Raw genomic sequence first — 26,548 nt, 5'->3', positions numbered from 1 at the left:
ACCAGACGACGAGTGGAGGACGTGCGGTGGAGGACTACCTGGCCCGGATCGGCCCGGCGGACGCGACGGCGATGCGGGCGGCCACGGAGCGCCAGCTCATGTTGACCAAACCGGCCGGTTCCCTCGGCGTGCTGGAGGAGCTGTCGGTCCGCGTCGCCGGGATGGTCGGCAGCTGCCCACCCGCCGTGCCGGCGCCGGCCGTGGTGACGGTCTTCGCCGCCGATCACGGCGTCCACGCACAGGGTGTGTCGCCGTGGCCGCAGGAAGTGACCGCGGCGATGCTGGCGAACTTCGCCGCCGGCGGTGCCGCGGTGAACGCGTTCGCGGCGAACAACCGGGTCGACGTGCGCGTGGTCGACGTCGGCGTGGCGGCCGACGTGGACAGGTTGGACATCGTCCACGCCAAGGTCCGCGCCGGCACCCGCGACCTGTCCACCGAGCCGGCGCTGACGGAAGCCGAGGTGGAGGCAGCGATCGCGGTCGGCTTCGACCTCGCCGACACCCTGGTCAAGGACGGCTACCGCTGCCTGCTCACCGGCGACATGGGCATCGCGAACACGACCGCCTCGGCGGCGTTGATCGCAACGTTCACCGGCTCGACCGCGGAGGTCGTGACCGGCCGTGGCACCGGCATCGACGACGCCACGCTCGCGCACAAGACAAGAGTGATCAGGGCTGCTCTCGCGCTGCACGACGTACCCGCGACGGATCCTCTGAAAGCTCTCCAGGCGTACGGCGGTCTCGAGCACGCCGCCCTGGCCGGGTACATCCTCGGCGCAGCGGCCAACAAAGTGCCGGTCATACTCGACGGCGTGATCGCGGGCGCGGCGGCTCTTGTCGCGCAGGCGTTCCATCCGGCCGTGATCGACTACTGCGTCGCCGGGCACCGGTCGGCCGAGCCGGGTCATGCGGTCGCGCTGAAGACGCTCGGTCTGCAGCCGCTGGTCGATCTGGACCTGCGGCTGGGCGAAGGGACCGGCGCGGTGCTGGCTTACCCGATCCTCACTTGCGCGGTCCGTGCGCTCGGCGAGATGGCCACCTTCGAGTCCGCGGGGATCAGCTCGTGATCAGTCAGTACCTGTCCGGCCTGGTGCTCGAGGGACGACGGGTGGTCGTCGTCGGTGGTGGCGGGGTCGCCCAGCGGCGGCTGCCGCGACTGCTCGAGTCCGGCGCTCACATCGACCTGATCTCACCGGCGATCACCCCGACCATCGAGGGTCTCCTCGCCAACCCGTCGCTCAACTGGACCGAACGCGGCTATCAGTACGGCGATCTCGACGGCGCGTGGTACGTCGTCGTGGCCACCGACGACCCCGCGGTGAACGACCAGGTGTCCCAGGAGGCCGAGGAGCGGCGGATCTTCTGCGTCCGGTCCGACGACCGATCCCGCGCGACGGCCTGGACGCCCGCGTCGGGGCAGCACGACAACGTGACGATCGGCGTCCTCGGCGGTGGCGACCACCGGCGGTCGGCCGCGGTCCGCGACGCGATCCTGGAAGAGCTGCGCACCGGTGCACTGGCCGCGCGCGAGGTCGACAAGCGGCCCGGCGTCTACCTCGTCGGCGGGGGACCGGGCGATCCGGACCTGATCACCGTCCGCGGACGCCGGCTGCTCGCCGAGGCTGACGTCGTCGTGGCGGATCGGCTCGCGCCGCAGCAGCTGCTGGACGAGCTGCACCCTGAGGTGGAGCTGTTCGACGCGGCCAAACTGCCGAGGGGTCGCGCGGCGCAGCAGGAGGAGATCAACCGGATCCTGGTCGACCGCGGCCGCCAGGGGAAGGTCGTCGTACGGCTGAAGGGCGGGGACCCGTACGTGTTCGGCCGCGGCTTCGAGGAGGCGCTGGCCTGTGCCGAGGCGGGCGTGCCGTGGACGGTCGTGCCGGGGATCACCAGCTCGATCTCGGTCCCGGCGGTGTCCGGGATCCCGGTCACACATCGCGGCGTCACGCACGAGTTCACCGTGGTGTCCGGGCACATCCCGCCGTCGCATCCGGACTCGCTGATCAACTGGGACGCGCTGGCACAGCTGTCCGGCACGCTGGTGCTGCTGATGGCGGTCGAGAACCTGCCCGCCATCACCGAGCGGCTGATCGCCGGCGGCCGGCCGGCCACCACGCCGGCCGCGGCCATCGCCGACGGCACCCTGCCCGGTCAGCGGATGGTGACCTCCGAGCTGGCCGGGATCGCGGCCGCCATGAAGGAAGCCGGTGTCGGCGCACCGGCGATCGTTGTCATCGGCAACGTGGTGGAGGTCGCGGCGCAGGCGTGGGACGACGCGACGTCGGCGGCCGGCGCGGAGGGTGGCGGCGCGCGGTCTGGGCCGGCATGAGTCCGCTGGTCCCGCTCGACGATCCGGGTGACCAGCGGCTGGCGGACTATGTGCAGCTGCGGGAAGTGAGTCTGCGCCGGCTCCTGGAGGAGGAGCACGGGCTGTTCATTGCCGAGGGCGACAAAGTGATCCGCCGGGCCGCGGACGCCGGCTTCGAACCACGGTCGTTCCTGCTGGCACCACGGTGGCTGGACTCCTTACAAGACGTGCTCGCGAAGTGGCCCGACGCGCCCGTGTACGTCGTGTCCGAGGAACTGGCCGAGCAGGTCACCGGCTTCCACGTGCATCGCGGCGCGTTGGCGTCGTACAAGCGTCAACCGGCGGTCCCGCTGCCCGAGTTGCTCACGGACGACGTACGCCGGATCGCGATCTTCGACGACATCGTCGACCACACGAACGTCGGTGCCGGTTTCCGGGCGGCCGCGGCGATGGGCGTCGGGTTGGTGCTGGTGACGCCTACCTGCGCGGACCCGCTGTACCGGCGCTCGATCAAGGTGTCGATGGGCACCGTCTTCCAGGTGCCGTGGACCCGGCTGACGTCGTGGCCGGGCGACCTGTCGCCGCTGAAGGACCGCGGGTTCCTGGTGGCGGCGATGGCGCTCACCGACGACTCGATCACGCTCGACGACCTGGCCGCGCGGCGGGACGAGCGGCTCGCGCTGATCTTCGGCACGGAAGGACACGGGCTCAAACCGCACGTCCTCGACCAGGCAGATCTGACCGTACGCATCCCGATGGCGGGCGGTGTGGACTCCCTCAACGTCGCCTCCTCGGCAGCAGTCGCCTTCTACGCGACGCGACCCTAGCGGCAACCGACACGGCCGCTGCCTGGAGCGCGAAAACCGGTGGACGCGAGTGATGTGATGGCGGCATGCCGAAGGTAGTGCTCGTGACCGGAATGCAAGCCGCTGGGAAGTCGACGATCGCGCCGCTGCTGGCCAGCCGGCTGGGACCGCCCGCCGCGACCCTGGACGGCGATGTGTTCTACCGCGGCGTCGTCGCCGGCGGCGAGGACATGACGCCCGCCCCGTCCGCGGAGGCTCTGCGCCAGCTGGAGCTTCGGTACGACGCCTCGGCCCTGATCGCCCAGCACTACTCCGACGCCGGATTCGACTTCGTCTGCAGCGACAACATCTACGAGCACCACGTCGAGCGCTGGTTCGGCAAGCTCCACGGCGTCGAGCCGTACCTCGTGATGCTGACGCCATCGGTGGAGTCGGTGGTCGAGCGGGAGCTCAATCGCGGCGGCAACAACGCCTATCGCGACTGGCAAGACTCGTCCGGCGATCTCACCGACGCCGTCCGAGCCTTCCAGACGTACGTCGACAACACGCCACGCCGGGGCCTGTGGCTCGACACGACGAGTCTCACGCCGGAGGAGTCGGTCGAGGCGATCCTCGCGGACCTCCCGAAGGCCCGCTGGTAGGTCAGGTCGCCGGCGTCTCCTCGTGGTGGTCCTCGTGCTCGACCATGGCGGAGACGGGCCAGTCGGACGGGTAGTCGGGTGCCAGCTCCTCGGCCTCGGCGAACAGGCGCTTGCGGTACTTGCGGGAGAGGCGGTCGCCGAAGACCATGCCCTGGGTGTGGTCGGTTTCGTGCTGCAGGCAACGAGCGAGCAGGCCGGTGCCCTCGAAGGTGACCGGCTCGCCGTGCTGGTCGACACCGGTGACCCGGGCAAAGTCGGGGCGGGCGCACTTGGTGAAGGCACCCGGCAGCGACAGGCAGCCCTCGTCGCCCTCGTCGAGGCGGCGGTCCTTGCCCTCCGGCAGCTCGATCACCGGGTTGCAGACGACACCCTGGACCCGGTTGCCGTCCTTGTCCGGGCAGTCGAACACGAACACCTGCAGATCCACGCCGATCTGGTTCGCCGCGAGGCCGACACCTTCGGCCGCGTTCATCGTCGCGACCATGTCAGCGACCAGCGTCTGCAACTCGTCGCCGAAGTCCGTCACGGGCTGGTTGAGCCGGTGCATCACGTCCTCACCCCACCGGGTGACGGGCCGCACCGAACCGTTAGCAGGCAACGTAGACATGCGGGAAATCCTATCCACCCCCCGCTCACGTCCGAAGAACCGGCGTGACGTCTCGCCAGTTCTTCGGACGTAAGCGCTGTTTCGGGCACTACTTGTTGTTGATCTCGTCGCGCCAGGCGACCCAGGCGCGAAGCAGGCCCAGGTCGTAGTCCGGGCCGGAGGAGTGCACGGTGAACAAGCGGGTGCCGACGTCGAGCAGCTTCTTGCCGATCTGCTCGGGCTTCTTGTCCCCGACACCCGCCGAGCGCTCGATCTCGCCCGGGTCGCGGCCGATCGTCTTGCAGTGCTCGTCCAGTACGGCGTGCTTGTGCGCGATCGTCTCCGCGTCGCCGAACCCGTGCCAGATGTTCGCGTGCTGGGCGACCAGCTTCAGCGTCTTCTTCTCACCGCCGCCACCGATCAGCACCGGGATGTCCCGGGTCGGCCGCGGGTTGAGCCTGGCCCACCGCCGCTCGATCCGCGGCAGCGCCTCGCCGAGCGCGTCCAGCCGGCCGCCCGCCGTACCGAACTCGTAGCCGTACTCGTCGTAGTCCTTCTCGAACCAGCCGGAGCCGATGCCGAAGATCAGCCGCCCGTCGCTGATGTGGTCGACCGTACGGGCCATGTCGGCGAGCAGGTCGGGGTTGCGGTACGAGTTGCAGGTGACCAGGGCGCCGAACTCGATCCGCTCGGTCGCCTCTGCCCAGGCGGCGAGCATGGTCCAGCACTCGAAGTGCAGTCCCTCCGGCTCACCGGTCAGCGGGTAGAAGTGGTCCCAGTTGAACGCCACGTCGACGCCGATCTCCTCCGCCGCGGCGACGGTCCGCCGAATGTCGGCGTACTTGGCGTGCTGGGGCTGGATCTGCAGGCCGATCCGCACCGGGAAGGCGGCGTACGGACGGTCGATGGACTCGGAATCTGTCATGGTGGAGATCCTAACCGGCGTTGCGGAGGACCCTCCGGATCAGGGCCGGTATCTGAACATCCAGGGGGTACGACGTGATGGCGAAGGACGCCGAGATCGACGAGTTCGCGCGACTGTTCACCGGCTTCCTGGAGCGGATGCAGCAGCATCGGGCGAGCGGCGACCGGGAGAGCCTGCGGGACCGGTTGCGCGATCACCTCGGCGCTGACCCCGAGCAGGTGCCGGTGGTCGCGGCGAGTTTCCCGTCGTACGACCTGCCGAATGTGCAGCTCGCGATCGAGGCGTGGTTCGACTCGTTCGAGGTGATCGGGGTGGCCGGGTCGAATCGCGGTCACCACTCGCTCGGCGAGCTGCTCGAGCTCGCGCAGTACGACCGGTTCGGCATCGGCGCCGTCGACTACCAGCGGCTGCCGATCGACGTCGAAACGGAGATGGACTGTGTCGCGTTCGGGTTCTACCTCGGTGCCCGGGGCACGGATCGGTACGTCGCTCTGCTGCGGGCGGCGAGTCCGCAGTACGGGCGGATGCGCGTTGACCTGGAGGTGCTGGCGACCGGCAAGGCCGACACCTTCCTCGATGCGCTGCCGGAGCTCATTCGGGAGCACAACATCTTCCGCGGGAAGGTGGTGTCGTTCGAGGGGCACGAGTTCGGCCAGGGAGTGGGTCCGTTCCGGCTGCATCCGCGACCGGAGATCACGCGGGCGGACGTCGTACTGCCGGACGGCGTGCTGGAGCGGGTCGAGCGCGAGGTGATCGGAATCGCCGACCACCGCCAGACGCTGCTTGATGCGGGTCAGCATCTGCGGCGTGGCGTGCTGCTCTACGGTCCGCCGGGTACGGGCAAGACGCACACCGTGCGGTACCTGCTGTCGCGGCTGCCGTCGTTCACCGTCGTACTGCTGGCTGGGACGAGTATCGGGTTCATCTCCCAGGCATGCGCGCTGGCGCGCTTGCTGCAGCCGGCGCTGGTCGTGCTGGAGGACTGCGACCTGGTGGCCGAGGCGCGCGACTACTCGCACGGGATGGAGAACCCGCTGCTGTTCCAGGTGCTCAACGAGATGGACGGCCTCGCGGAGGACGCCGACGTCGCCTTCCTCCTCACCACGAACCGCGCCGATCTCCTGGAGCCCGCGCTCATGCAGCGTCCCGGTCGCGTCGACCTGGCCGTCGAGGTACCCCTCCCGGACGCCGAGGGCCGCGCTCGCCTCCTGCACCTCTACGGCCCGGACCTGATCCTCCGCCCCGCTGTCATCGACGAAGTCGTCGAGCAGACCGAGGGCACCACCGCCTCCTTCGTGAAGGAGCTGGTACGCCGTACCGTCCTGCTGGCCGCCGAGTCAGGAGTCACCCCCGACGCCGACCACCTCCGCACAGCCGCCGCCGAACTCCTCTCCTCCCGGGACGCCCTGACCCGCCGCCTCCTCGGCGCCACCAACGGCGACGTCCCCGACTACACCCCACCCCCACCCGCTCTCCCAGGCATCTACCCGGGCCCCGTCAGCTGAAGTAGTCGGCCAGGTGGCGGAGCATGTGGGCAACGCCGGTCTGGATGGTGATCTCCTGGTCGGCGGGGAGACCCACGCTCTGGTAGTCGAGTCGGGTGCGGCCGTCGCCCAGGTCGGTCAGTCGCACGGTGACGACTTCGGGGTCGTCGAGGTGGATCACGAGGCTGTGGGGTAGGTCGAGGTTCCCGAAGCGCAGGGTGAAGGGCACCTCGACGTCGCCGGCGGTGAACACGGCAGAGATCAGCCCACCGGGCCGTACGTCGATCGACACCCGCTCGGCCGGCGTACTGAAACCCTCCGCGACGAACCACGCCGCGAACGGCTCCGGCTCGGTGAACGCGCGGACGACTTCGCCCGGCGGCGCATCGATGACCTGACTGAGATTGAACATGACCGGGCCTCCTGCTGGGAATCAACCTGACTCCAGCACTGTCTCGCGACCCGCTTACGGTTTCTTTCCGCTCCACCGGAACCCGGCGGCGATCACACCGGCAGCGTGCTGACATGCCGCTCATGCGCTGGCCTGGTCGGCGGACTCCTGGGCGGCGAGGACAGTGTCGGCGTGCTCGGCCGCCCAGTCGCCGAGGGCGTGGATGGGGATGAGGAGATCCTCGCCCGCCGGGGTGAGGGAGTACTCCACCCGGGGTGGGGCCTCGGCGTAGCGGTGGCGCTCGACCAAGCCGTTGTACTCCAGCCGGCGGAGCGTCTCGGTGAGGACCTTCTGGCTGATGCCGCCGATCTGTTTGCGCAGCTCACCTGGGCGCGCCGGCCCGTCGGCCAGCGCGTACAGCACGACCATCGGCCAGCGCCCGCTGATCAGCTCGACGGCGATCCGGGCCTGGCAGTCTGCGAAGAACCTCGGCTCCATGCCCTCCATTGTGCCCAGGCCGTTACGCACCGGGAGGTGCGTAACGGAACACCTACTGTCACTCGCAGCCGAAAGGAGCAAGAGATGCGCATCGGGATCCTGGGGAACGGTCTGATGGCCGAGGCACTGGGCGGGCAGTGGGTACGCGCCGGCCACGACGTGATGATCGGCGGTCGAAAACCGGAGCGCGCCGCCGACCTCGCGCAACGTATCGGGGCGACGTCCGGGACATTGCAGGAGGCAACGACGTACGGCGAGGTGCTGCTGCTCGCGCTGCCGGCCGACGCGGCGGTGGACACGCTGAGATCACTCGACATCGAGTCCGGCCGGACGCTCATCGACTGTACGAACTCGGTGAATCACCAGAGCTTCACGCTGGACGAGCCGGCGATGGCCGAGGCGATCAGCCAAGCCTTGCCGCACCTGCGAGTGGTCAAGGCGTTCAACCTGGCGCCTGATGCGGTCTGGCGGGAGGCGCCGCGCGAATTCGAGGATGCGCGGCTCGGCGTGCCGTTGTGTGGCGACGACGCGGCCGCGGTCGAAGACGTCGGCATACTGGTGCGGGACCTCGGCTGTGAACCGGTGGCTGCCGGCGGTCTCGCGCGGGCAAGGTTGCTGGAGGCAACTGCCGCGTTCGCGATCGGGGTGTGGGTGGCAGGTGGTGATGTACGTGCGCTGTTCCCCCCGGCGGCGGCCGCGTTCGGCACGGTGCGGCCGGTGACGCAACGGGCGACGGAGCGCTAGGGTCTCGGCATGAAGTCGTCGATTTCGCCTGTGCGTTGGACACCGCCTGCTGCGCCGCCGAAGCGTGAGCCGCAGACGATCGAGGTGGAGACGGTCGCGTTGCCGGGGGAGGGGCCGGAGGACACGCTGATCGATGATGACGGCGGTGTGCTCACCGGGTTGTACGACGGGCGCATCCTGCGCGTCAGCGCGGACGGGAAGACGATCACGACCCTGGCCGACACCGGCGGGCGGCCGCTCGGGCTGGAGTGGTTGCCGGACGGGAAGGTGCTGATCTGTGACGCCAACCGCGGACTGCTGACCCTCGACAAGGACGGCCGGATCGCGACGCTGCTGTCCGAGGTCGAGGGCCGGCCGATGCGGTTCTGCAACAACGCGGACGTGACACCGGACGGGACGATCTACTTCACCGACTCGTCGACGCGGTTCGGTATCGATGAGTGGAAGGCGGATCTGCTCGAGCACTCGACGACCGGGAGCGTGTACCGGCTGACCCCGGACGGCGAGCTGACCCGACTGGCGACGGGCAGGGGTTTCCCGAACGGCGTCGCGCTGAGTGGAGACCGCCGTACTCTGTTCTGGGCTGAGACCGCGATGTACGGGCTGTACAAACTCGACCTCACCACAGAGGGCGCCGAGCCGGAGCTCGCGGCCGCGATCCCGGGGCTGCCGGACAACATCGCTCGTGGCTCCGACGGCCTCATCTGGGTGACGATCGGCTCACCCCGCAACGTGCTGCTGGACTTCCTGCTGCCGAAGCCGCCGTTCCTGCGGACGCTCGTCTGGAACCTCCCCGAGGCGTTGAAGCCGAAGGCGGCCGACATCATCGAGATCCAGGCGTACGACGACAACGGCACGCTGATCCACGACCTCCGCGGCCACCACCCCGACTTCCACATGCCCACCGGCGTCCGCGAACGCGACGGCCACGTCTGGCTGGGCAGCATCGGCACCAACACCCTCGCCACCTTCCCGACCCCCTCCCGCTGAGCTGAGCCGCGCCGCCATCGTCGGACGATGGGGCAACCGCTCATGCTGCATGGCGTCGGGTGGAGGTACTAGCGGTTGGTTTGGGCTGCGGCTGCCCAGGGGTGACCGCGTTCTGCGGCCGGACCATGGGGGTCGTCGGGCCAGACGACGGGGTGCGTGGCGGTGGCGGCCCGGCCGGGTTGTGCGCGGGCCGCGGAGACCGCCGCCACCACTGCGGCCCGAGTGATGTCGGCGTTGTACCGGGCGGCGACCCACTCCCTGGCAGCGAGCCGCAGCGGGTCGTCGCCCGGAACATCGGTCAGCGCCAGGGCGCGGTCGGCCAGCAGGTGAGGTCGCGCGTCCGGGGTCGCCCAGGCCCCGGGCGCCTCGAACAGTTCGACGCCCCCGCCGGCCGGGTAGCCGACGACGAGACAACCCGCTGACAACGCCTCGGCGACCGGTAGCCCGAACCCTTCCGAGATGCCCAGCGCGATGAAGACCGACGTCCGCCCGAGGGCGTCCGCGACCTGCTCCTCGCTGAGACCTGACAGCGGCAGGAGCTCGACGTCCTTGGTGCGTTTGTCGTTGCGCAGGATCCGTTCCAGGATGGTGGCCTCGAGGGGCCGGCGGCGGGGCATCCACGCGATGCGTCGTACGTCGCGCACGCCCGGCTGGAAGAGGTCTCCGTCGACGGGGTTGGGGATGTGGCTGAGCGGCAACTCGGGATGCACCCTGGCCAGCACATCCATGCTCTCCCTGGACACCGCCCAGACGTGCGGCGCCGGGTCCCAGGCCGGATAGCCTTCGGTGTCCCGCCAGGACCAGAAGGTCAGGAAGTGGTTCTGGTTGAAGATGACCTTTCGAGCGCCTGGTGCCGGGTCGACCCCTGGCAGGAGATACAGCTCCGACACCACCAGGAGGTCTTCCGCGCTGAGCTCGAGCTGGTCTCCGGACAGCATCGGCAGCTCGTTCGCGAACCACGGGATGCGGTAGCCGGGGGTCCGGCACCACATCGCGGCGTCGATGCCGGCCTCGAGCAGCAGCTCCACGTGGCGAGCGATGACTCGGACGCCGCCGCCCGGCGCCTCCGGCTCCTTGACCGCGTAGATGACCCGGCCGCTCACCTGGCGGCAACCACGTGAACCCGACCCTGCACCCAGATCTCCACCATGGGCGGCAACCCTAATGGCGGCTGGGGTGACCGGTCGGATTCCGCCGCCTCAGGCGGCTTTCGTCACAGAGCCGGCGCGCACGTCGAGAGGTCAGCCGACTTGCCAGGAGCGTTTGGACAGGCCGTACCAGAAGCCGTCGACGACGGTTGCGGCATCGGTCAGGCGGTCTTCGGCGGCGCCCAGGGTGACGAACAGGGGCGCGAAGTGTTCGGTGCGTGGGTGGGCGATGGTGGCGGCGGGGGCCTTGTGCAGGAAGTCGATGAGGGAGTCGACGTCCTGGGCCTCGAGGGCGCGCTTGGTCCACTCGTCGAACTCGATCGACCAGGCCGGCGCCGGTGCGTCGGAAGCGGCGCCCAGGTTCATCTCGCGCAGGTTGTGCGTGGTGAAGCCGCTGCCGACGATCAGCACACCCTGGTCCCGCAGCGGCGCGAGCTTCCGGCCGATCCGGAACAACTCGGCCGGGTCCAGCGTCGGCATCGAGACCTGAAGGACCGGGATGTCCGCCTCCGGGTACATCTCCTTCAACGGCACATAGGCACCGTGATCCAGTCCGCGCCGCGGGTCGTCGTACACGGGAGTCGCGGGGGAGTGCAGCAGTTTGCGCACCTGTTCGGCGAGGTGCGGTGCGCCGGGTGCGGCGTACTGGACCTGGTAGTAGCGCTCGGGGAAGCCCCAGAAGTCGTAGAGCAGCGGCACAGTCTCGGTCGCGCCGAGGGTTGAGTGGCGCGGCCTCCCAGTGCGCCGACACGATCAGGATCGCGGTCGGCCGCGTGATCCCGGCGGACACCGCCGCCAACTCGGCCGTCCAGAGACGGTCGTCGGCCAGCGGCGGTGCCCCGTGGCTCAGGTACAGCACCGGCAGTTGCTCGGGCATCGAGGGTTCCACCTTCTCGGAAGTCATACTGCTTCCAATGTAGTTGAACCCTCAAGTTATTCCTAGCTCGTCACAGCTCCGGTTTCGGTGCGGGCACCTCACCCCGTGGCTGGGGCGAGTCCGGGATGTCGGTGCCGGTGTCGTGCCCGTTGCCGGCGACGACGAGCGAGAAGTCGTCACCGTGGGTGCTGACCCCCTCGATCACCGCTGCCTCGACCGCCTCCGAGCCGATCGCATGCCGCAGCATCATGGGATCCGTGCGCAGATCCTTCGCCAGCGCGACCGCGAGCCCGACCATCACCACCGCGAACGGGAGCGCTGCCACAATGGTCAGGTTCTGCAGGCCTTGGAGGGCCTTGGACCCACCACCGCCGACCAGCAGCATCACCGCCGCCACGGCGCCGGTGAGCACGCCCCAGAAGATCACCACCGGCTTCCTCGGCTCGATCGCGCCGCGCTCCGACAAGGTCCCCATCACGATCGACGCCGCGTCGGCGCCGGACACGAAGAAGATCGCGACCAGGATCACCACCACGATCGTCGTCACCGCGGAGAGGGGGATGTGGTCGAGCATGCCGAACAGTTGGCCCTCGGCGGTGGACTGCCCGGCGATGTCGGCCCCGTGGCGCTGCAGGTCGATCGCCGTACCGCCGAAGATGCAGAACCAGACCAGGCTGACCAGCGACGGCACCAGCAGGACGCCGGTGACGAACTGCCGGATGGTCCGGCCGCGGCTGATCCGGGCGATGAACATCCCGACGAACGGGGTCCAGGAGATCCACCAGGCCCAGTAGAAGACGGTCCAGCCGGACAGCCATTTCGCCATCGCGTCGCCGCCGCTGGCCTCGGTCCGCGCCGCCATGTCGGCCAGGTCGCGGAAGTAGTCGCCGATCGCGGTCGGGACCAGGTTGAGGATCAGCACGGTCGGCCCGGCGACGAACACGAAGAACGCCAGCGCGACGGCCAGCACCATGTTGATGTTGGACAGCCACTGGATGCCCTTCGCGACGCCGGACACCGCGGACGCGACGAACGCCGCGGTCAGGACCGCGATGACGCCGACCAGCAACGCGTTGCCGGTCTTGTCCAGCCAGCCCAGGATCTGTACGCCGGAGCCGATCTGGAGCGCGCCCAGACCGAGGGACGCGGCCGAGCCGAACAGGGTCGCGAAGATCGCGAGGCTGTCGATGACCTTGCCGATCGGTCCTTCGGTACGGCGGCCGAGCAGCGGAGCGAACGCGGAGCTGATCAGCTGCGACCGCCCGCGCCGGAAGGTGCCGTAGGCAATGGCTATGCCGACGACGGCGTAGATCGCCCACGGGTGCAGGGTCCAGTGGAACAGTGTCGTCGCCATCGCCGTCTCCAGCGCGGCCGACGAGCCGGCCTCGACGGTGCCGGGCGGCGGGCTGGTGAAGTGGGTCAGCGGCTCGCTGACGCCGTAGAACATCAGGCCGATGCCCATCCCGGCGCTGAACATCATCGCCACCCAGGAGACGGTCTTGAACTCGGGCTCCTCGTCGTCGGCGCCGAGCGGGATCCGGCCGTAGCGGCCGGCGGCCAGCCAGAGGACGTAGACGACGAAGCCGGAGGCCAGCAGGACGAACAGCCAGCCGGTGTTGGTCTCGACCCAGGTCAAGGCCGAGGTGGACGCCGTACCGAGGCCGGTGGCGTCGGCGAAACCCCAGCCGACGAAGGCCAGGGCGATGACCGCGGTGATGCCGAAGACGACGCGGTCCAGGCCGGAGCCGCGACTTCGGCTGCCGGGCGGTGGTGGTGCTGCGATCGCGGGATGTTGTGCATGATCGGGGTTCGTGTTCTCTGTCCGGCTGTCGATCTCGATGGCCACAGGTGAATCACGCCTCGCTTCGGCGCGCCTCCATCTCTTTTTGGTAGGGGGACTGCGTTACCGTGTCGAAGTTTGTGGCAAAGCGCAACAATCGTGGTCTCGGCCACACTCGGTAGGGTGCGGGCATGCGATTCGGCATCACGATCCTTCCGGAGTACCGCTGGAGCGAGGCGGCGCCGCGGTGGCGCCGGGCGGAGGAGCTCGGGTTCGACCACGCGTGGACGTACGACCACCTGACCTGGAGCGGTCTGCAGGACTCGCCCTGGTACGGGACGACGCCGACGCTGACCGCGGCCGCTGTGGTCACGTCGGCCATCAAGCTCGGCACCTTCGTCACCTCGCCGAACTTCCGGCACCCGCTCGCGCTGACCCGCGACATCCTGGCCCTCGACGACATCTCGAACGGCCGCTTCCTGTGCGGTGTCGGCTCCGGCGGCGGGATCGACACCACGATCCAGGGCGGCGACGACCTGAGCCCCCGGCAGAAGGTGGACCGGTTCGAGGAGTTCGTCGTACTGCTGGACACGTTGCTGACGACCGACGGGGTCGACTTCAAGGGCGAGTACTTCGAGACACGCAACGGCCGGACGTTGCCGGGATGCGTCCAGCAGCCGCGGGTGCCGTTCATCATGGCCGCCAACGGGCCACGGTCACTGAAACTGGCGACCAGGTACGGCGCCGGCTGGGTGACGACCGGGGTGAAGTCGCCGGACTTCGACACGTGGATCGCGTCGGTCGCGGACCTGAGTCACCGACTGGACGACGTACTCGAAGGCCGCCCGTTGGACCGCTACCTCGCGCTGGACTCGGCCCGGTTCTCCCTGAGCAGCGTGGACGCCTTCGAGGACGTGGTCGGCCGCGCCGCCGACCTCGGCTTCACCGACGTGATCACCCACTGGCCGCGCGCCGAGGGCGTGTACGCCGGCTCCGAGGATGTGCTCGAGAAGGTGGCGGCTGAGGTCATTCCCCGTTGGCGTTCGCGCGGACCCATGCCGGGATGGCGTACCAGAAGACGGTGAACCAGGCCAGGACGAGGGCGGCGACGACGAGCGCGACGCTCCGGGACAGGACGACGTCGAGCGCCAGCAGGACTCCGCCGGCCATCGCGATGACGAGGAAGACGAGGCCGGCCGCGGCCATGTGACCGGCGATCGGCAGCATCCGGTCGCGCAGTCGCTGCCGGTAGACCAGTCGATGGAACGACACCGGGGCGAGGAACAGGCCGACCGCCAGGGCGGAGGCGATCAGAGTCCCGGAATACACGTCGTGGGTGAAGCTGTCCGCCTCCTGGAACTTCGCCTGGAAGGCGATGCTGAGCAGGAAGGCGAACAGGATCTGCGTGCCGGTCTGGGCCAGCCTCAGCTCCTGCAGCAGCTCGTTCCAGTGCCGGTCGAGGCGCTCCGCCTCGTCCTCACCGTTGCGGTCGTACCGAGCCCCACGATCGGTCATAACTCTGAAGTACCCCCTGGGAAACGGCGAAGGGGCCGCACACCGATCGGTGTGCGGCCCCTCCACTGCAGTTTCGAGAAGGGTGATCCTGAGATCAGATCGGGCGGATGTTCTCCGCCTGCAGGCCCTTCTGGCCCTGGGTGATCTCGAACTCGACGCGCTGGTTCTCGTCCAGCGAGCGGAAGCCCGAGGTCTGGATGGCCGAGTAGTGCGCGAACACGTCCGCGCCACCGTCATCCGGGGTGATGAAGCCGAAGCCCTTGTCAGCGTTGAACCACTTGACAGTACCGACAGCCATTTGTGTCTATCTCCTTGATGGCTTGTAACAAACCGCGACCCACACCTCATGAGCCACGTGTCGCCGAAAGGCCCCAGAAGACAGAACCGGCCATGCAGCACAGCGAAAGTCAGTGGGAGTCCAAAAGTGCAACGCGATAACTGTAGCCGATCTGTGGCCTGGTGGAAGGGGTGACCACGAACACGTGTCGCTAATAGTCGCCGCCCGCCACGTTCTGTGACCACCCCACTGCAGTCCTGGAAGACGGCGCCGGGACCGCGAAATCCTGCGCCGACCTGCTGGTTCGTCGTACCGCCCCGGGCGTGCGCCGTTGCAACGTGGCACCTGGCATCGGTACGCCGGGTGATCGACGCGCGAACCTGATCGATTTCTTCGGCGTGTCGCACGACTCTGGACAACCGTTGCCCGGCGCGCCATCGTGTCCCCGGAGGAGGCTCGGTTGATCATCACAGTGACCCGCAGCGGAGGTTTCGCCGGCCTGACGGCCCACGGCGAGCTCGACACCACCTTCCAGCCCGACGCGGCCCGGCTGGAGGCGGCCGTGCACGCGCTGGACCAGGCACGGCTCGGTTCCGGCCTGCCGCAACCTGACCGGTTCGTGTACCGCGTGGAGGTGCGTGACGCCCCTGGCTCCGACGCCGCGCACCTGACCATCGCCGAGCAGGACCTGGACCAGACGACAGCCTGGCTACTGGAGCGGGTACTCGAGAGCTAGCGCCAGGCGATACCCGGCCGCGGGAAGGCCATGAACTCGAGCTTGTCCACCTCGTCGAGCGTCTCAGCCATATTTGTGGGCCACCGCGATCGCCTGAGGTGCGTAGCTCGCGCCGAACAGCACCACATGGGCCAGCAACGGGTGGAGCCGGTGCAGCCCTACCCGGTTGCGCCAGCCGTCCACGAGCGGGTGCACCTCGTCGTACGCGTGGAGCACTCGTTCGAGCTGGGGGAGCCCGAACAGGCCCAGCATGGCGAGGTCCGTCTCCCGGTGACCGCCGTGCGCCGCGGGATCGATCAGGTGTACGCCGTCGCCGCACCAGAGGACGTTGCCCGACCACAGGTCACCGTGGATCCGGCTCGGGTGCTCGGACGGGTCGTCGTACGCACCGGCCTCGAGGCGGACGCACACCTGCTCGAACACCTGCAGCTGGTGCCCGTCGATCGTGCCGTGGTCGTACGCCGACCGCAGGTACGGCCGGATGCGCAGGTTCGCGTAGAACTCGCCCCACGACTTCACCGGCTCCAGCGCGTGCGGCAGCCCGATCGTGCCGATGTAGCCGTCCGCGTCCCAGCCGTCCGGCGGTACGCCGAAATGCCGCGCGCCGGCGTCGTGCGTAACCGCCAGACGCCGCCCGAACTCGTCCGCCGCGGCACGAGTCGGTGCGGCGAGGTCCAGCTTGACTGTGCTCAGGTGACTGGGGGAGACGTCGACCGGCTCCGCGACCGGCACTCCACCGGGTACGGCGAGCCACCGCAGTCCGGCCGCCTCGACCTCGAAGAACCCCGGCGGCGCGTCATGCCGCCTCTTCACGAACTCGACAGCCATCCCCGCACTCTTCCATCAACCTGCGGCGTCCGGCCAGCACCGGCTCGTCCGCTGTCATGGCCACCAGCGCCAAGATCCGCAAGCTCAGCGAACGCCGCCGATCTGCTACCTCCAACTGACCATTGAGCCGGTACGGCGAGATCTTGCTCACGGTCCGCAGTCGCGTGATGCGTCAACAAGGCGTGTCGAAAGATGCGAACTGTCGGTCCGACCTGTCATCGTAGGCGGCCGGGCCTTCCGACCACGACGGGCCTGGCCGGTCCTGCCCCGGACAGGGGCGGGCGTCGAAACAGAAGTTGGAGGACAGATGACGCAGGTGGCAGAGCAGCCGGGCAGTACTGCCGGGCGGCTCGGCTCGGTGGTGCTGGACTGCCCGGACCCACTCGAGCTCGCCCAGTTCTACTCGGCGCTGCTGGGGCTGGAGATCGACGAGAACGGTGACGACGACTGGCGGAGCCTGACCGGCCCCGGCTCGTCTCTCGGGTTCTCGACGCTGGCCTTCCGTCGCTCGGAGGAGTACTCGCCGGCCACGTGGCCCGGCACCGACCCGCAGGATCTCCATCTCGACCTCATCGTCGAGGACCTCTCCAGCGGCCACGCCAGCGTGACCGCGCTCGGGGCCGAACCGCTCGATCCCCTGGACCCACCACCCGCCGAGAACGCCCGCGGCTGGCGCATCTACGCCGACCCCGCAGGCCACCCGTTCCGTATCTGCCTGGAATGACCTCGGCCAAACCTTTTGATGACGCCGGCGCCTCCCGTGATCGGGAGGCGCCGGTTTCGTCGTTCCGCTGCCCGTCTCTGCTCCAGGCGTGAATCGACGGTCGATCAAGCCGCCGCGAGGGCCTTGCGGATCCGCTTCTCCGAGACCGGGTACGGCGTACCGAGGGTCTGAGCGAACAGGCTGATCCGGAGCTCCTCGAGCATCCAGCGCACCTCGAGCAGCTCCGGGCTCGGGTACTTCCCGGTCGGTACGGCGTTCAGCCGGGCGCGGTACTCGTCGTCGAGCATCTGGATGATCGCCATCCCCGAGCGATCCCGCATCGCGTTGGCGCCGATCTTGTCGAGCCGTTGCTCCATCCCGCGCAGATAGCGGATCAGATCGGGCAGCCGCTGGGCACCGGTCTCGGTGATGAAGCCGGGGTGCACCAGACCTTCCAATTGGCCACGAACGTCGGACAACGCCGCGAGAAGAGCGGGACTCGATGCGCGGGAGATCTGCTTGTCCACGGTCCGCGCGTGCGCCAGCACCTGCTCGACCTGCCGCAGGATCGTGAGGACGGTGTCCGCGAGCTCCGACCGTACGGCGTCGCGCAGTACGGAGAAGGCGGTCAGGTTCCACGCCGGGCCGTTGGCGGCGGCCATCAGCTGATCGACGGCCGCGGCGATCGCGTCGTCCAGCAGTTCACCGACGTTGCGGTGCGGTCCGGCCATCAGCGTCATCTTCTGCTGGTTGGTCAGGTTCCGCTGGACCACGTCGATCACCGACGGCATGGTCAGCAGCAGGAGCCGGCGGGTGCCGTTCCACATCGCGGCGGCCTGGTCGCGCTCGGTCTCCTGCAGCCGGATCGCAACGGTCTTGCCCTCGTCGACCAGTGCCGGGTAGCCGGCCACCGTCAGCCCGTTGCGATGCTCGGAGAAGCTGCGCGGGAGATCGCCGAACGTCCAGTCGGTCAGGCCGGACCGTTCCAGACCGCTGACCGCCTTCGACGCGACCTGCGAGATTGCCGCCTTGGTCTTCGGCTTCAGCCGTTCCTTCAACGTGGCCAGGTCCTTGCCCTCGGCCACGGTCTTGCCGTTGTCGTCGACCACCCGGAACGTCATCCGCAGGTGCTCGGGCACCCGGCTCCAATCCCAGTCAGCCGGGTCGATGACCACGTCCCGGAGATTCCGCAGCTCGCGGGCGAGCGCGTCGGTCAGCGGACCCGAGGCCGGATCGAGCCGGGGGAGGACCTGCCGGGCATGGTCCGGGGCCGGCACGATGTTCTTCCTGATTGCTTTTGGCAACGACTTGATCAGGCTGGTGACCAGCTCCTCACGGAACCCCGGTACGCTCCACTCGAACCCGTCGGCGGTGACCTGGTTCAGCACCAGCAACGGGATGTGCACGGTGACACCATCGGCATCGGTGCCCGGCTCGAAGGCGTAGGTCAGGTCGAAGGTCATCCCGTTCCGCGTCCAGGTGAGCGGGAACTCCTCCTCCTTGACCTCGGCACCCTCACGGACCACCAGCGATCGCTCGAAGTCGAGCAGGTCGGGGTCGCGCTGGCGGGCCGTCTTCCACCAGGTGTCGAAGTGCCGGCCGGTGACGACGTCGGCGCCGATCCGCTCGTCGTAGAAGGCGAACAGCGTCTCGTCGTCGACCAGCAGGTCGCGCCGCCGGGTGCGCTCCTCGAGCTCCTCGACTTCCTCGATCAGCTTGCGGTTCTCGTGGAAGAACTTGTGGTGGGTGTCCCAGTCGCCTTCGACCAGCGCATGCCGGATGAACAGTTCGCGCGATACCTCCGGGTCGACCTTGCCGTAGTTGACCTTGCGCCGCGCGACGATCGGCACGCCGTACAGCGTGACCTTCTCGTAGGCCATCACCGCGCCGGCCTTGCGCTCCCAGTGCGGCTCGGAGTACGAGCGCTTGATCAGGTGCTGGGCGAGATCCTCGGCCCACTCCGGCTCGATCTTCGCGTTGACGCGCGCCCAGAGGCGGGAGGTCTCGACCAGCTCGGCGGCCATCACGAACTGCGGCGGCTTCTTGAACAGGCCGGAGCCGGGGAAGATCGCGAACTTGGTGCCGCGGGCACCGAGGTACTGGTGCTGGTTCGCCGGATCCTTCATGCCGAGGTGCGACAGCAGTCCGGACATCAGCGCGATGTGCACGCTCTGCGGATCGGCCGGCTCACCGCTGTTCAGCGTCACGCCGATCTGGGAGGCGACCTGGCGGAGCTGGGCGAAGATGTCCTGCCACTCGCGGACCCGGAGGTAGTTCAGGTACTCGCTGCGGCACATCCGGCGGAACTGGTTGCCGGACAGCTCCTTCTGCTGCTTCTTCAGGTAGTTCCAGAGATTCAGGTACCCGAGGAAGTCGCTGTTCGGGTCGCGGAACCGGGCGTGCGCCTGCTGGGCCTGCGCTTCGGCGTCGGTCGGGCGTTCGCGCGGGTCCTGGATCGACAGCGCGGCCGCGATCACCATCACCTCGCGGACACAGGCGTGCTTGTCCGCCTCGACGATCATCCGCGCGAGCCGTGGGTCGAGCGGGATCTGGGCGAGCTGGCGGCCGACGGTGGTGAGCCGGCGGCCGGCTCCCTTCGGGGCTTCGATGGCGCCGAGCTCGGTGAGCAGTTGCAGGCCGTCGGTGATGCTGCGCTTGTCCGGCTCGTCGATGAACGGGAACGCGGCGATATCGCCGAGGCCGATCGCCGTCATCTGCAAGATGACCGACGCCAGGTTGGTGCGCAGGATCTCCGGGTCGGTGAACTCCGGCCGGCTCTCGAAATGCTCCTCCGAGTACAGCCGGATGCAGATACCGTCGCTGGTCCGGCCGCAGCGGCCCTTGCGCTGGTTGGCGCTCGCTTGCGAGACCGGCTCGATCGGCAGGTGCTGGACCTTGGTGCGATGGCTGTAGCGAGAGATGCGCGCCGTACCGGGGTCGATGACGTACTTGATCCCGGGGACGGTCAGCGAGGTCTCGGCGACGTTGGTCGCCAGCACGATCCGGCGGCCGGAGTGCGGCTGGAAGACGCGGTGCTGCTCGGCGTTCGACAGGCGGGCGTAGAGCGGCAGTACGTCGACCGCACCCGGACGGCCGCGCTGCGCGGCGTACTTGTCGTTGAGCGCGTCGGCCGTGTCCCGGATCTCGCGCTCACCGCTGAGGAACACCAGGATGTCGCCGGACGGCTCGAGCGACAGCTCGTCCACCGCGTCCAGGATCGCCTGGGTCTGGTCCCGCTCGATCGTGGCCGGGTCGTCCGGGTCGTTGATCGGGCGGTACCGCACCTCGACCGGGTAGGTCCGGCCGGACACCTCGACGATCGGCGCCGGGTTGCCCTGGCTGTCGCTGAAGTGCTCGGCGAACCGCTCGGGATCGATGGTCGCCGAGGTGATGATCACCTTGAGGTCGGGGCGGCGTGGGAGGAGCTGCTTGAGGTAGCCGAGGATGAAGTCGATGTTCAGGCTGCGCTCGTGCGCCTCGTCGATGATGAGCGTGTCGTAGCGGGTCAGGTCGCGGTCGCGCTGCAGCTCGTTCAGCAGGATGCCGTCGGTCATCAGCTTCACCAGCGAGCGGTCGCTCACCTTGTCGGTGAACCGGACCGCGAAGCCGATCGCCTCGCCCAGCTCGGTGCCGAGCTCGTCGGCGATCCGCTCCGCGACCGTCCGCGCCGCCAGCCGCCGCGGCTGGGTGTGCCCGATCATGCCCTGCACGCCGCGGCCGAGCTCGAGGCAGATCTTCGGGATCTGCGTCGTCTTCCCGGACCCGGTCTCACCCGCGATCACCACGACCTGGTGCTCCCGGATCGCGGCCGCGATGTCGTCCTTCAGCTGGCTGACCGGCAGCTCTTGCGGATACGTGATCTCCGGTACGGCGAGCCGCCGTACCTCCACCCGGCGCTCAGCGTGCTCGATCGCCCCGACCACACCCTGAAGCGCCTGCCCACGCTTGCGTGCGTCCTTCGTCGCCCGAACCCGCTCCAACCGTCGCCCGAGCTGCTCCCGGTCGTACGCCGTCAGCCCGTCCAGCCGAGCCAACACCTCAGCGAGGCTGGGCCCGTCGGCCTCGACGGCGGGGGAGACGGCGTCGGATGCGCTCGCGGCCGCCTTCCTGCCGCGACGACGCGGTCGGCGCGAGCGCGCGGCGGGGTCCTGGGCGGGACCGGTGACTGGGGTGGGACTCGACGACTCGGTCCGGGCATCAGGCATAACGCCACCAGTTTAGGCGGCGCGCCCCAGCCGCTCACCTGGGTTTAGCGGACCGCCAGGCCATCACAACCGCGCCGGGCCCGGGACCTGACGCGGCGACCGGCACGGGGCACGCCGATTGTGATGTGCTGGGCGTCCGCCGATCAGTTGCGGGCGGGCGCCTTGACCGCCAGGACCGGCACGGGGGACTCGAGGAGAACTCGCTGGGCGGTGCTGCCGAGGATGAGCTTGCCGACCGGGCTGCGGCGGCGGAGGCCCAGGACGATCAGCGTGACGTCCTCGGCGGCGGCCGCCTTGAGCAGCTCGCCGGCGACGTCGCTGGAGGAGACGGCCTGCTGGATCGTCACCTCGACGCCGCGTTCGCGCAGGGCGGCCTCGGCGGCGGCCAGCTCGTCGGCGTTGGCGTAGCGGGCGTCGATGTAGGCGTCGCCGCGGCTGGTGTTGAGCAGGAGGACTGACGCACCGCGCAGTTCCGCCTCGGCAGCCGCGGCCGCCAACGCGGCCTCGCCCTCGGGAGTTGGCACATAACCGACCAGGATCTTCACAGCCCTACTCTCCCATGGCAGGCATCCCACCTCGGGCGTGCTGCGCGGGACGAGAGACCCGCCGTAGTCGTGCTCCCTGAAGGTCGGTGGCATCAAAGGCCCGGTCCCGAAGGGCACCATCCCGACCTGCACGGGGCACCCGCCGCGTTCACTTGACTCTCACATCGATGTGAGGGAATAACGTCGGTCCCATGGTTGAGCTCCAGGTCGTGCTGCCCGATGAGTCCGCGACGATGCCGCCGGAGCGCTTGACGGAGCTCACCGTCGCCGCGGAGGAGGTCGGCTACGGCACGGCGTGGTTGCCCGACCATCTCCTGCCACCGGGTGAGTTCGGTCCGACGTACGGCGGCGTGTACGAACCGCTGGTCACCATCGGATACCTGGCCGCGCGGACGACGCGAATCCGGCTCGGCACCTCGGTGCTGGTGCTGCCGATGCGCAGTCCGTACGTCGTCGCGAAGCAGGCGGCGACGTTGCACCGGTTGTCCGGCGAGCGCCTGATCCTCGGGGTCGGCGCGGGCTGGAACTCGATTGAGTTCGCGGCGGTCGGCGCGTCGTTCTCCGAGCGGGGGCGGCGTGCGGACGAGAGCCTCGCGATCATCCGCGGACTATTTGCGGGAGAGGATCGCGGCGGCGTGTTCGAGCCGAGGCTGCGCGCGCCGCTGCCGATCATGATCGGCGGTACGACGGGGCCGGCGCTGCGCCGGACCGCCCGCTTCGGCGACGAATGGCAGGGGCTGAACCTGGATGGCCCGGGTTTCGCGGCGGCGGTGGCGCGGATTCGGGCGCAGACGGATCGCCAGGTGAAAGTGGGGACGCGCTTGCACTGGCCCGGCGGTGACGTCGAGCCGACGCTCAAGCTGGCCCAGGAGCTCATCGACGCGGGCGCTGAGACGCTGGCGGTGTCGTTCGGCGACGAGCGGGGTGCACTGGAACGGATGACGCGGTTCCAGGCGCTGATTGCCTAGAGTGGGGCGCTGTGAGTAGAGCACGCCTGTTGCTGGTCCACGGTTGGGGTGCGGATCGCCAATCCTGGAACGAGATCGCCAAGCTTGTCGACCCCTGGGGTGATGTGGTCGCGCCCGACCTGGCCGGCCACGGTTCCCGGACGGACGAACGAGGGCTGACGGTCGAGCGGCTGGTGGACGATCTCGCGGCCGGCCTGACCGAACCGGTTGTTGCCGTCGGCCACTCGATGGGCGGACAGCTCGTCGCGTGGCTCGCCGTACGGTATCCGTCGCTGGTGCAGCGAATCGTCGTCATCGACCCGGCGTACGGCGCGGACGACGCCGAGATGGAGCGTTGTCCCGCCGTACTGGAAGACCTGCGGACGCGAGGATCCGAGTCGGGTGTCGAGTTCGTCGATCGGGCCTTCGGCGATGCGTACGGGAGCCCTTTGCACCTGGACGCCCGCGCACAGATGGCCGCCACTCCTGGGCCGGTGCTGGCCGATCTCTACCAGTCGATGTACCTCGCGTCAGGCAGCATCGGCGCCCGGCCGGCGGCTCGCGCCTTCCTTCCCTCGGTCGGCAGGCCATGCCTCAGCCTGTACTCGAACGCGTACGCGGCCGCCTTCGCACGCTCCATCCCGTGGCCTGCCGGGTCGACCATCGAGGTCTGGCCCGGCACGACTCACTACCTCCACCAACAGCACCCCGACCGCTTCGCGGACCTGCTCAGGAGCTGGCTCTGACATCGGCGTGGGCTACTCCGGCGGGCTGAGCTTGCTTCGCAGGACCTTTCCGGTCGCGTTGCGGGGGAACTCATCGAGTACGACGATCTGCCGCGGCGTCTTGTACCGGGCCAGATTCGCCCGGACGTGCTCGATCAGTTCGTCCTCAGTCGCCGGCTCGCGCAGTACGACGTACCCGACGAGTCGCTGACCGAACTCCTCATCCGGTACGCCGACCACTGCCGCCTCGGCCACCGCCGGATGACTCGCGAGGCAGCTTTCGACCTCGACCGGGTACACGTTCTCGCCGCCGGACACGATCATGTCGTCCTCGCGTCCGTCGACGAACAACCGGCCGGCCCGATCCAGATGCCCGAGATCACCGGTACTCATCCGCCCGTCCACCACGGTCTTCGACGATCCATCGGAGTACCCGCCGAACATCAACCCGCCGCCGGCGAAGATCCGCCCGGTCTCGCCGACCGGCACCGGGCGGTCGTTGTCGTCGAGGATCCGCACCGTGCTGCCCAGACACGGCCGGCCGACCGTCCCCGGCGCCGCGATCAGGTCGGCGGACGTCGCGATCGTGGCGACGCCGACCTCGCTGGAGCCGTACGCGTCGCACAGCACCGGGCCGAACTGCGCGATGAACCGCTCGGCCAGCGGTGCACCCAAAGTCGACGCGCCGGAGATCACCGCGCGAAGCGAGCGGAGGTCGTGTTTGGCGATTTCGGTCGGTCCGAGCTCGAGCATGCGCCGGAGCATCACCGGTACGGCGACGATCGAGCCGGCGCGGGTCTGTTCGACCTGGGTCAGTACGGTGCGCGCGTCGTACCGGCGGGTGAGGACGATCGGTGATCCCAGGAACAACGCGAGTATCGAGCTCAGCAGCCCGAGCCCGTGGAACAGCGGCGGGCAGATCACCATCGGCTCACCGGACCGCAGTCCGAACCGGTTGAGCGCACTCGCCGTCAGTCCTGCGAGCCCCAATGCGGTCGGCGCGCGAGACGCTGCTTTCGGCGTGCCCGTCGTACCCGACGTCAGGATCGTGATGTGTCCGGGCGACCCTGGCTTCGGCGCCGCGGCCGCCTTCGAACCAGCCAGCGTGTCGAGGTCGATCGCGTTCTTGTCGAGTGCGGGTCCCTCGTCAGGCCAGGCGACAACGGTGGGGATGCCGGCCGGCGGAGTGAACTCCGCGTCGTGGATGAGTAGGTCCGGCCGGTGCCGCTCGAGCACCGCCGTCAGCTGCGGGGGAGCGAACTGGGTGTTCACGAACAGTACGTCCGCGCCGACCCGCGACGCCGACAACGTCGCCTCCAGGAAGCCGCGATGGTTCCGGCACAGCACAGCAACCTTGCTTCCGGCAACGATCCCGTGATCGGCGGACAAGGCGGCGGCGATCCGCTCGCACCGGCGGTCCAGTTCGGCGTACGTCGTACTGCCGGTCTCGTCGATCACCGCGAGCCGATCGGGGAACCGGATCGCCGCGATCGCGCCCAACGCGGCCATCGATTGACCCCAGTAGCGCAGCGCCCGCTCGATCCCGACCAGGTGGGCCGGGCGCGCCGACCGCCAGACGCCGGACTTGATCAGCGCGACCGACACACCACCGACCTCGGCCGCCGCCTGGACCAGCCAGTCCGGCGGCCGCATCGGCCCGATCGGTCGCGGCATCCTCATGGTTGCTCGTCTCCGGTGGTCCGTTTGCGCTTGGAGCTGATCCGGAAGTACAGCTCCAGGAGCCGATCGGTCGGGACCCGAAACAGAGTGCCGACCACTTCGGCCGGCCGAACCATTGGCGGCGTGATGTTGTGCGTCCGCTCCGCGATCGCCGTACACACCTGATCGGCCGCCTGCTCCGGCGTCAGCCCCGGCATCTTGTTCAGCAACGGCGTCGGCTCGCTCATCCGGGTGTGCACCAGCCCCATGTAGACCGTCGACACGGTCACCCCGTCCCCCCGGATCTCCTGCGCGACGCACCGCAGCCAGACGTCGAACGCACTCTTCGACGCCAGGTACGCCGACCACCGCGCCATCGGCGGCGTCCGTACGCCGGCCGTCGACACGTTGACGATATGACCGGACCGGCGCTCCCGCATCGACGGCAACAACTCGAGCACGAGCTTCGCCGGCCCGAGATAGTTGATCGCATTCGTCCGCTCGATGTCGTGGAAGCGCTGATAAGAATCCGCGATCGCCCGACGGATCGACTTTCCGGCATTACTCACCAGCACATCAACCTGCCCATGCTCCTCGAGCACAGTCCGCACCAGCCCCTCGACGGCCACCGGATCAGCCAAGTTGACCGCGTACGAATAGGCCTCGCCACCCGCTTGGCGAATGTCGTCGGCCACCTCGTCCAGCCGCTCCGCCGTACGAGCCACCAGCAAGACAGTCGCCCCCGCCCGCCCCAACCGCCGCGCCGTCGCCTCTCCGATCCCGTACGACGCCCCCGTCACCAACACAACCCGCCCACCCACAACCCTCGCCAGCCGCGAATCCTCCACCCGCCGCCGCCCCTGCGCCAACGCAACCAACAACCCCCACCCCACGCCGCGCTTCCCACTCACCATGCCCCGACATTACCCACAAGTAGCCCCACCCAACACCCCAGGCGCTGCGGGAACCGGGCCGCCGGGCGGTACTGCGGAACGAGTACGGGTGGGCCGGCGAGATCCTGGCCTGACAGATCACCGGTACGACGGAGAGCAGCCCGGCTGGTGTTCACCAACGTGCTGACCGATCCGCACACGGGCCCCACCGCTCGACCGTGGCCGACCGCGGCGGGCAACCCAAGCCGGTCAGCCGACCGCGGCGGGCACCCCAAGCCGGTCAGCCGGCCGCGGCGGGAACCGTAGCCGCCGAGCGAAGCGAAGGCGCAAGGGGGTG

The 26,548-nt window shown here is 69.1% G+C and carries 27 protein-coding genes; 12 read left to right on the top strand and 15 right to left on the bottom strand.

Annotated features, from left to right (window positions below; all coding sequences use genetic code 11):
* Positions 1-26 precede the first annotated feature (26 nt).
* The 4 genes from cobT (at position 27) to AB0F43_RS36835 (ending at position 3,755) form a co-directional block, all read left to right on the top strand.
* Positions 27-1,067, top strand: a complete 1,041-nt coding sequence (gene cobT / locus AB0F43_RS36850; RefSeq protein WP_360488116.1) for a nicotinate-nucleotide--dimethylbenzimidazole phosphoribosyltransferase — start codon at positions 27-29, stop codon at positions 1,065-1,067.
* Complete coding sequence (gene cobA / locus AB0F43_RS36845; RefSeq protein ID WP_360488113.1) at positions 1,064-2,329, top strand: uroporphyrinogen-III C-methyltransferase; 1,266 nt, start codon at positions 1,064-1,066, stop codon at positions 2,327-2,329. The genes cobT and cobA overlap by 4 nt, the downstream gene beginning before the upstream one ends.
* Positions 2,326-3,135, top strand: a complete 810-nt coding sequence (locus AB0F43_RS36840; protein WP_360488110.1) for an RNA methyltransferase — start codon at positions 2,326-2,328, stop codon at positions 3,133-3,135. Before cobA ends, AB0F43_RS36840 begins: the two co-directional genes overlap by 4 nt.
* A 65-nt stretch (positions 3,136-3,200) precedes the next feature.
* Entirely contained in the window at positions 3,201-3,755 is a 555-nt protein-coding gene (locus AB0F43_RS36835) for an AAA family ATPase (RefSeq protein ID WP_360488107.1), read from the top strand.
* A gap of 1 nt (position 3,756) precedes the next feature.
* Here the strand turns inward: AB0F43_RS36835 and def are convergent, their stop codons facing one another.
* Both def and AB0F43_RS36825 read right to left on the bottom strand, forming a co-directional pair.
* Positions 3,757-4,362 carry a peptide deformylase gene (gene def / locus AB0F43_RS36830; RefSeq protein WP_360488104.1) on the bottom strand — a complete coding sequence of 202 codons (606 nt, stop codon included), beginning with the start codon at positions 4,360-4,362 and terminating at the stop codon, positions 3,757-3,759.
* An 88-nt stretch (positions 4,363-4,450) separates the two neighbouring features.
* Positions 4,451-5,266: an LLM class F420-dependent oxidoreductase gene (locus AB0F43_RS36825; RefSeq protein ID WP_360488101.1), complete on the bottom strand. Its 816-nt coding sequence runs from the start codon at positions 5,264-5,266 to the stop codon at positions 4,451-4,453.
* A gap of 77 nt (positions 5,267-5,343) precedes the next feature.
* Between AB0F43_RS36825 and AB0F43_RS36820 the strand changes: the two genes are divergently transcribed.
* A complete protein-coding gene (locus AB0F43_RS36820; protein WP_360488098.1) occupies positions 5,344-6,771 on the top strand; it encodes an ATP-binding protein in 1,428 nt (475 codons plus the stop codon).
* Here AB0F43_RS36820 and AB0F43_RS36815 read toward each other — a convergent pair.
* On the bottom strand, positions 6,764-7,162 hold the full coding sequence (locus AB0F43_RS36815) for an SRPBCC domain-containing protein (protein ID WP_360488095.1): 399 nt from the start codon (positions 7,160-7,162) through the stop codon (positions 6,764-6,766). The genes AB0F43_RS36820 and AB0F43_RS36815 overlap by 8 nt on opposite strands.
* 120 nt (positions 7,163-7,282) lie before the next feature.
* The gene (locus AB0F43_RS36810) at positions 7,283-7,639 is read right to left on the bottom strand and encodes a helix-turn-helix domain-containing protein (protein WP_360488092.1); all 357 of its coding nucleotides are present in this window, start codon (positions 7,637-7,639) and stop codon (positions 7,283-7,285) included.
* 84 nt (positions 7,640-7,723) lie between these two features.
* On the opposite strand from AB0F43_RS36810, the gene AB0F43_RS36805 reads away from it, so the two are divergent.
* Both AB0F43_RS36805 and AB0F43_RS36800 read left to right on the top strand, forming a co-directional pair.
* Complete coding sequence (locus tag AB0F43_RS36805) at positions 7,724-8,383, top strand: NAD(P)-binding domain-containing protein (RefSeq protein WP_360488089.1); 660 nt, start codon at positions 7,724-7,726, stop codon at positions 8,381-8,383.
* 9 nt (positions 8,384-8,392) lie between these two features.
* Positions 8,393-9,373 carry an SMP-30/gluconolactonase/LRE family protein gene (locus AB0F43_RS36800; RefSeq protein WP_360488086.1) on the top strand — a complete coding sequence of 327 codons (981 nt, stop codon included), beginning with the start codon at positions 8,393-8,395 and terminating at the stop codon, positions 9,371-9,373.
* Between the two features lie 68 nt (positions 9,374-9,441).
* On the opposite strand, the gene AB0F43_RS36795 is transcribed toward AB0F43_RS36800, so the two are convergent.
* The 3 genes from AB0F43_RS36795 to AB0F43_RS36785 all read right to left on the bottom strand — a co-directional run bounded on the left by AB0F43_RS36795 (position 9,442) and on the right by AB0F43_RS36785 (position 13,244).
* Entirely contained in the window at positions 9,442-10,476 is a 1,035-nt protein-coding gene (locus tag AB0F43_RS36795; RefSeq protein WP_360488083.1) for a glycosyltransferase, read from the bottom strand.
* A 138-nt stretch (positions 10,477-10,614) separates the two neighbouring features.
* Complete coding sequence (locus AB0F43_RS36790; RefSeq protein ID WP_360488080.1) at positions 10,615-11,220, bottom strand: class III extradiol ring-cleavage dioxygenase; 606 nt, start codon at positions 11,218-11,220, stop codon at positions 10,615-10,617.
* Between the two features lie 248 nt (positions 11,221-11,468).
* Positions 11,469-13,244 (bottom strand): BCCT family transporter, encoded by a 1,776-nt coding sequence (locus AB0F43_RS36785; RefSeq protein ID WP_360488077.1) that lies wholly within the window; start codon positions 13,242-13,244, stop codon positions 11,469-11,471.
* Positions 13,245-13,369: 125 nt separating this feature from the next.
* On the opposite strand from AB0F43_RS36785, the gene AB0F43_RS36780 reads away from it, so the two are divergent.
* Positions 13,370-14,263, top strand: coding sequence for an LLM class flavin-dependent oxidoreductase (locus AB0F43_RS36780; protein ID WP_360488074.1), 894 nt, complete (start codon positions 13,370-13,372; stop codon positions 14,261-14,263).
* On the opposite strand, the gene AB0F43_RS36775 is transcribed toward AB0F43_RS36780, so the two are convergent.
* Positions 14,205-14,693 (bottom strand): DUF6328 family protein, encoded by a 489-nt coding sequence (locus tag AB0F43_RS36775; RefSeq protein WP_360488071.1) that lies wholly within the window; start codon positions 14,691-14,693, stop codon positions 14,205-14,207. The two genes, AB0F43_RS36780 and AB0F43_RS36775, sit on opposite strands and share 59 nt — an antisense overlap.
* A gap of 94 nt (positions 14,694-14,787) precedes the next feature.
* Entirely contained in the window at positions 14,788-14,991 is a 204-nt protein-coding gene (locus tag AB0F43_RS36770) for a cold-shock protein (protein ID WP_012921273.1), read from the bottom strand.
* Between the two features lie 439 nt (positions 14,992-15,430).
* On the opposite strand from AB0F43_RS36770, the gene AB0F43_RS36765 reads away from it, so the two are divergent.
* Positions 15,431-15,706: a protealysin inhibitor emfourin gene (locus AB0F43_RS36765; protein ID WP_360488068.1), complete on the top strand. Its 276-nt coding sequence runs from the start codon at positions 15,431-15,433 to the stop codon at positions 15,704-15,706.
* Between the two features lie 63 nt (positions 15,707-15,769).
* On the opposite strand, the gene AB0F43_RS36760 is transcribed toward AB0F43_RS36765, so the two are convergent.
* Positions 15,770-16,534 carry a fructosamine kinase family protein gene (locus AB0F43_RS36760; protein WP_360488065.1) on the bottom strand — a complete coding sequence of 255 codons (765 nt, stop codon included), beginning with the start codon at positions 16,532-16,534 and terminating at the stop codon, positions 15,770-15,772.
* Positions 16,503-16,685 (bottom strand): hypothetical protein, encoded by a 183-nt coding sequence (locus tag AB0F43_RS36755; RefSeq protein WP_360488062.1) that lies wholly within the window; start codon positions 16,683-16,685, stop codon positions 16,503-16,505. The genes AB0F43_RS36760 and AB0F43_RS36755 overlap by 32 nt, the downstream gene beginning before the upstream one ends.
* 156 nt (positions 16,686-16,841) lie before the next feature.
* On the opposite strand from AB0F43_RS36755, the gene AB0F43_RS36750 reads away from it, so the two are divergent.
* Positions 16,842-17,258 (top strand): VOC family protein, encoded by a 417-nt coding sequence (locus AB0F43_RS36750; RefSeq protein ID WP_360488059.1) that lies wholly within the window; start codon positions 16,842-16,844, stop codon positions 17,256-17,258.
* Between the two features lie 104 nt (positions 17,259-17,362).
* Here AB0F43_RS36750 and hrpA read toward each other — a convergent pair whose 3' ends face one another.
* Together hrpA and AB0F43_RS36740 are read right to left on the bottom strand one after the other, a co-directional pair.
* On the bottom strand, positions 17,363-21,442 hold the full coding sequence (gene hrpA / locus AB0F43_RS36745) for an ATP-dependent RNA helicase HrpA (protein ID WP_360488056.1): 4,080 nt from the start codon (positions 21,440-21,442) through the stop codon (positions 17,363-17,365).
* Positions 21,443-21,585: 143 nt separating this feature from the next.
* Positions 21,586-21,987 (bottom strand): universal stress protein, encoded by a 402-nt coding sequence (locus AB0F43_RS36740; protein ID WP_360488053.1) that lies wholly within the window; start codon positions 21,985-21,987, stop codon positions 21,586-21,588.
* Between the two features lie 191 nt (positions 21,988-22,178).
* On the opposite strand from AB0F43_RS36740, the gene AB0F43_RS36735 reads away from it, so the two are divergent.
* Both AB0F43_RS36735 and AB0F43_RS36730 read left to right on the top strand, forming a co-directional pair.
* Positions 22,179-22,955 (top strand): LLM class flavin-dependent oxidoreductase, encoded by a 777-nt coding sequence (locus tag AB0F43_RS36735; protein ID WP_360488050.1) that lies wholly within the window; start codon positions 22,179-22,181, stop codon positions 22,953-22,955.
* 11 nt (positions 22,956-22,966) lie between these two features.
* Positions 22,967-23,680 (top strand): alpha/beta hydrolase, encoded by a 714-nt coding sequence (locus AB0F43_RS36730; RefSeq protein ID WP_360488047.1) that lies wholly within the window; start codon positions 22,967-22,969, stop codon positions 23,678-23,680.
* 12 nt (positions 23,681-23,692) lie between these two features.
* Here AB0F43_RS36730 and AB0F43_RS36725 read toward each other — a convergent pair whose 3' ends face one another.
* Positions 23,693-25,339 (bottom strand): AMP-binding protein, encoded by a 1,647-nt coding sequence (locus tag AB0F43_RS36725; RefSeq protein ID WP_360488044.1) that lies wholly within the window; start codon positions 25,337-25,339, stop codon positions 23,693-23,695.
* Positions 25,336-26,124 (bottom strand): SDR family NAD(P)-dependent oxidoreductase, encoded by a 789-nt coding sequence (locus AB0F43_RS36720; RefSeq protein WP_360488041.1) that lies wholly within the window; start codon positions 26,122-26,124, stop codon positions 25,336-25,338. The genes AB0F43_RS36725 and AB0F43_RS36720 overlap by 4 nt, the downstream gene beginning before the upstream one ends.
* Positions 26,125-26,548 lie beyond the last annotated feature (424 nt).

The organism is Kribbella sp. NPDC023972, from assembly GCF_040639075.1.
In the GTDB taxonomy this organism is placed as follows: Bacteria; Actinomycetota; Actinomycetes; order Propionibacteriales; family Kribbellaceae; genus Kribbella.
The sequence above is the reverse complement of the archived record's forward strand: the minus strand, read 5'-3'. Positions and strand labels throughout refer to the sequence as shown.

Bases quoted from the DNA above. Each gene is read 5' to 3' on its own strand.
- AB0F43_RS36770 (WP_012921273.1), bottom strand. From the start codon at position 14,991: ATGGCTGTCGGTACTGTCAAGTGGTTCAACGCTGACAAGGGCTTCGGC.
- AB0F43_RS36820 (WP_360488098.1), top strand. From the start codon at position 5,344: ATGGCGAAGGACGCCGAGATCGACGAGTTCGCGCGACTGTTCACCGGC.
- AB0F43_RS36840 (WP_360488110.1), top strand. From the start codon at position 2,326: ATGAGTCCGCTGGTCCCGCTCGACGATCCGGGTGACCAGCGGCTGGCG.
- AB0F43_RS36815 (WP_360488095.1), bottom strand. From the start codon at position 7,162: ATGTTCAATCTCAGTCAGGTCATCGATGCGCCGCCGGGCGAAGTCGTC.
- AB0F43_RS36805 (WP_360488089.1), top strand. From the start codon at position 7,724: ATGCGCATCGGGATCCTGGGGAACGGTCTGATGGCCGAGGCACTGGGC.
- AB0F43_RS36835 (WP_360488107.1), top strand. From the start codon at position 3,201: ATGCCGAAGGTAGTGCTCGTGACCGGAATGCAAGCCGCTGGGAAGTCG.
- hrpA (WP_360488056.1), bottom strand. From the start codon at position 21,442: ATGCCTGATGCCCGGACCGAGTCGTCGAGTCCCACCCCAGTCACCGGT.
- AB0F43_RS36800 (WP_360488086.1), top strand. From the start codon at position 8,393: ATGAAGTCGTCGATTTCGCCTGTGCGTTGGACACCGCCTGCTGCGCCG.
- AB0F43_RS36735 (WP_360488050.1), top strand. From the start codon at position 22,179: ATGGTTGAGCTCCAGGTCGTGCTGCCCGATGAGTCCGCGACGATGCCG.
- AB0F43_RS36775 (WP_360488071.1), bottom strand. From the start codon at position 14,693: ATGACCGATCGTGGGGCTCGGTACGACCGCAACGGTGAGGACGAGGCG.
- AB0F43_RS36810 (WP_360488092.1), bottom strand. From the start codon at position 7,639: ATGGAGCCGAGGTTCTTCGCAGACTGCCAGGCCCGGATCGCCGTCGAG.
- AB0F43_RS36725 (WP_360488044.1), bottom strand. From the start codon at position 25,339: ATGAGGATGCCGCGACCGATCGGGCCGATGCGGCCGCCGGACTGGCTG.
- AB0F43_RS36750 (WP_360488059.1), top strand. From the start codon at position 16,842: ATGACGCAGGTGGCAGAGCAGCCGGGCAGTACTGCCGGGCGGCTCGGC.
- def (WP_360488104.1), bottom strand. From the start codon at position 4,362: ATGTCTACGTTGCCTGCTAACGGTTCGGTGCGGCCCGTCACCCGGTGG.
- AB0F43_RS36780 (WP_360488074.1), top strand. From the start codon at position 13,370: ATGCGATTCGGCATCACGATCCTTCCGGAGTACCGCTGGAGCGAGGCG.
- AB0F43_RS36760 (WP_360488065.1), bottom strand. From the start codon at position 16,534: ATGGCTGTCGAGTTCGTGAAGAGGCGGCATGACGCGCCGCCGGGGTTC.
- AB0F43_RS36825 (WP_360488101.1), bottom strand. From the start codon at position 5,266: ATGACAGATTCCGAGTCCATCGACCGTCCGTACGCCGCCTTCCCGGTG.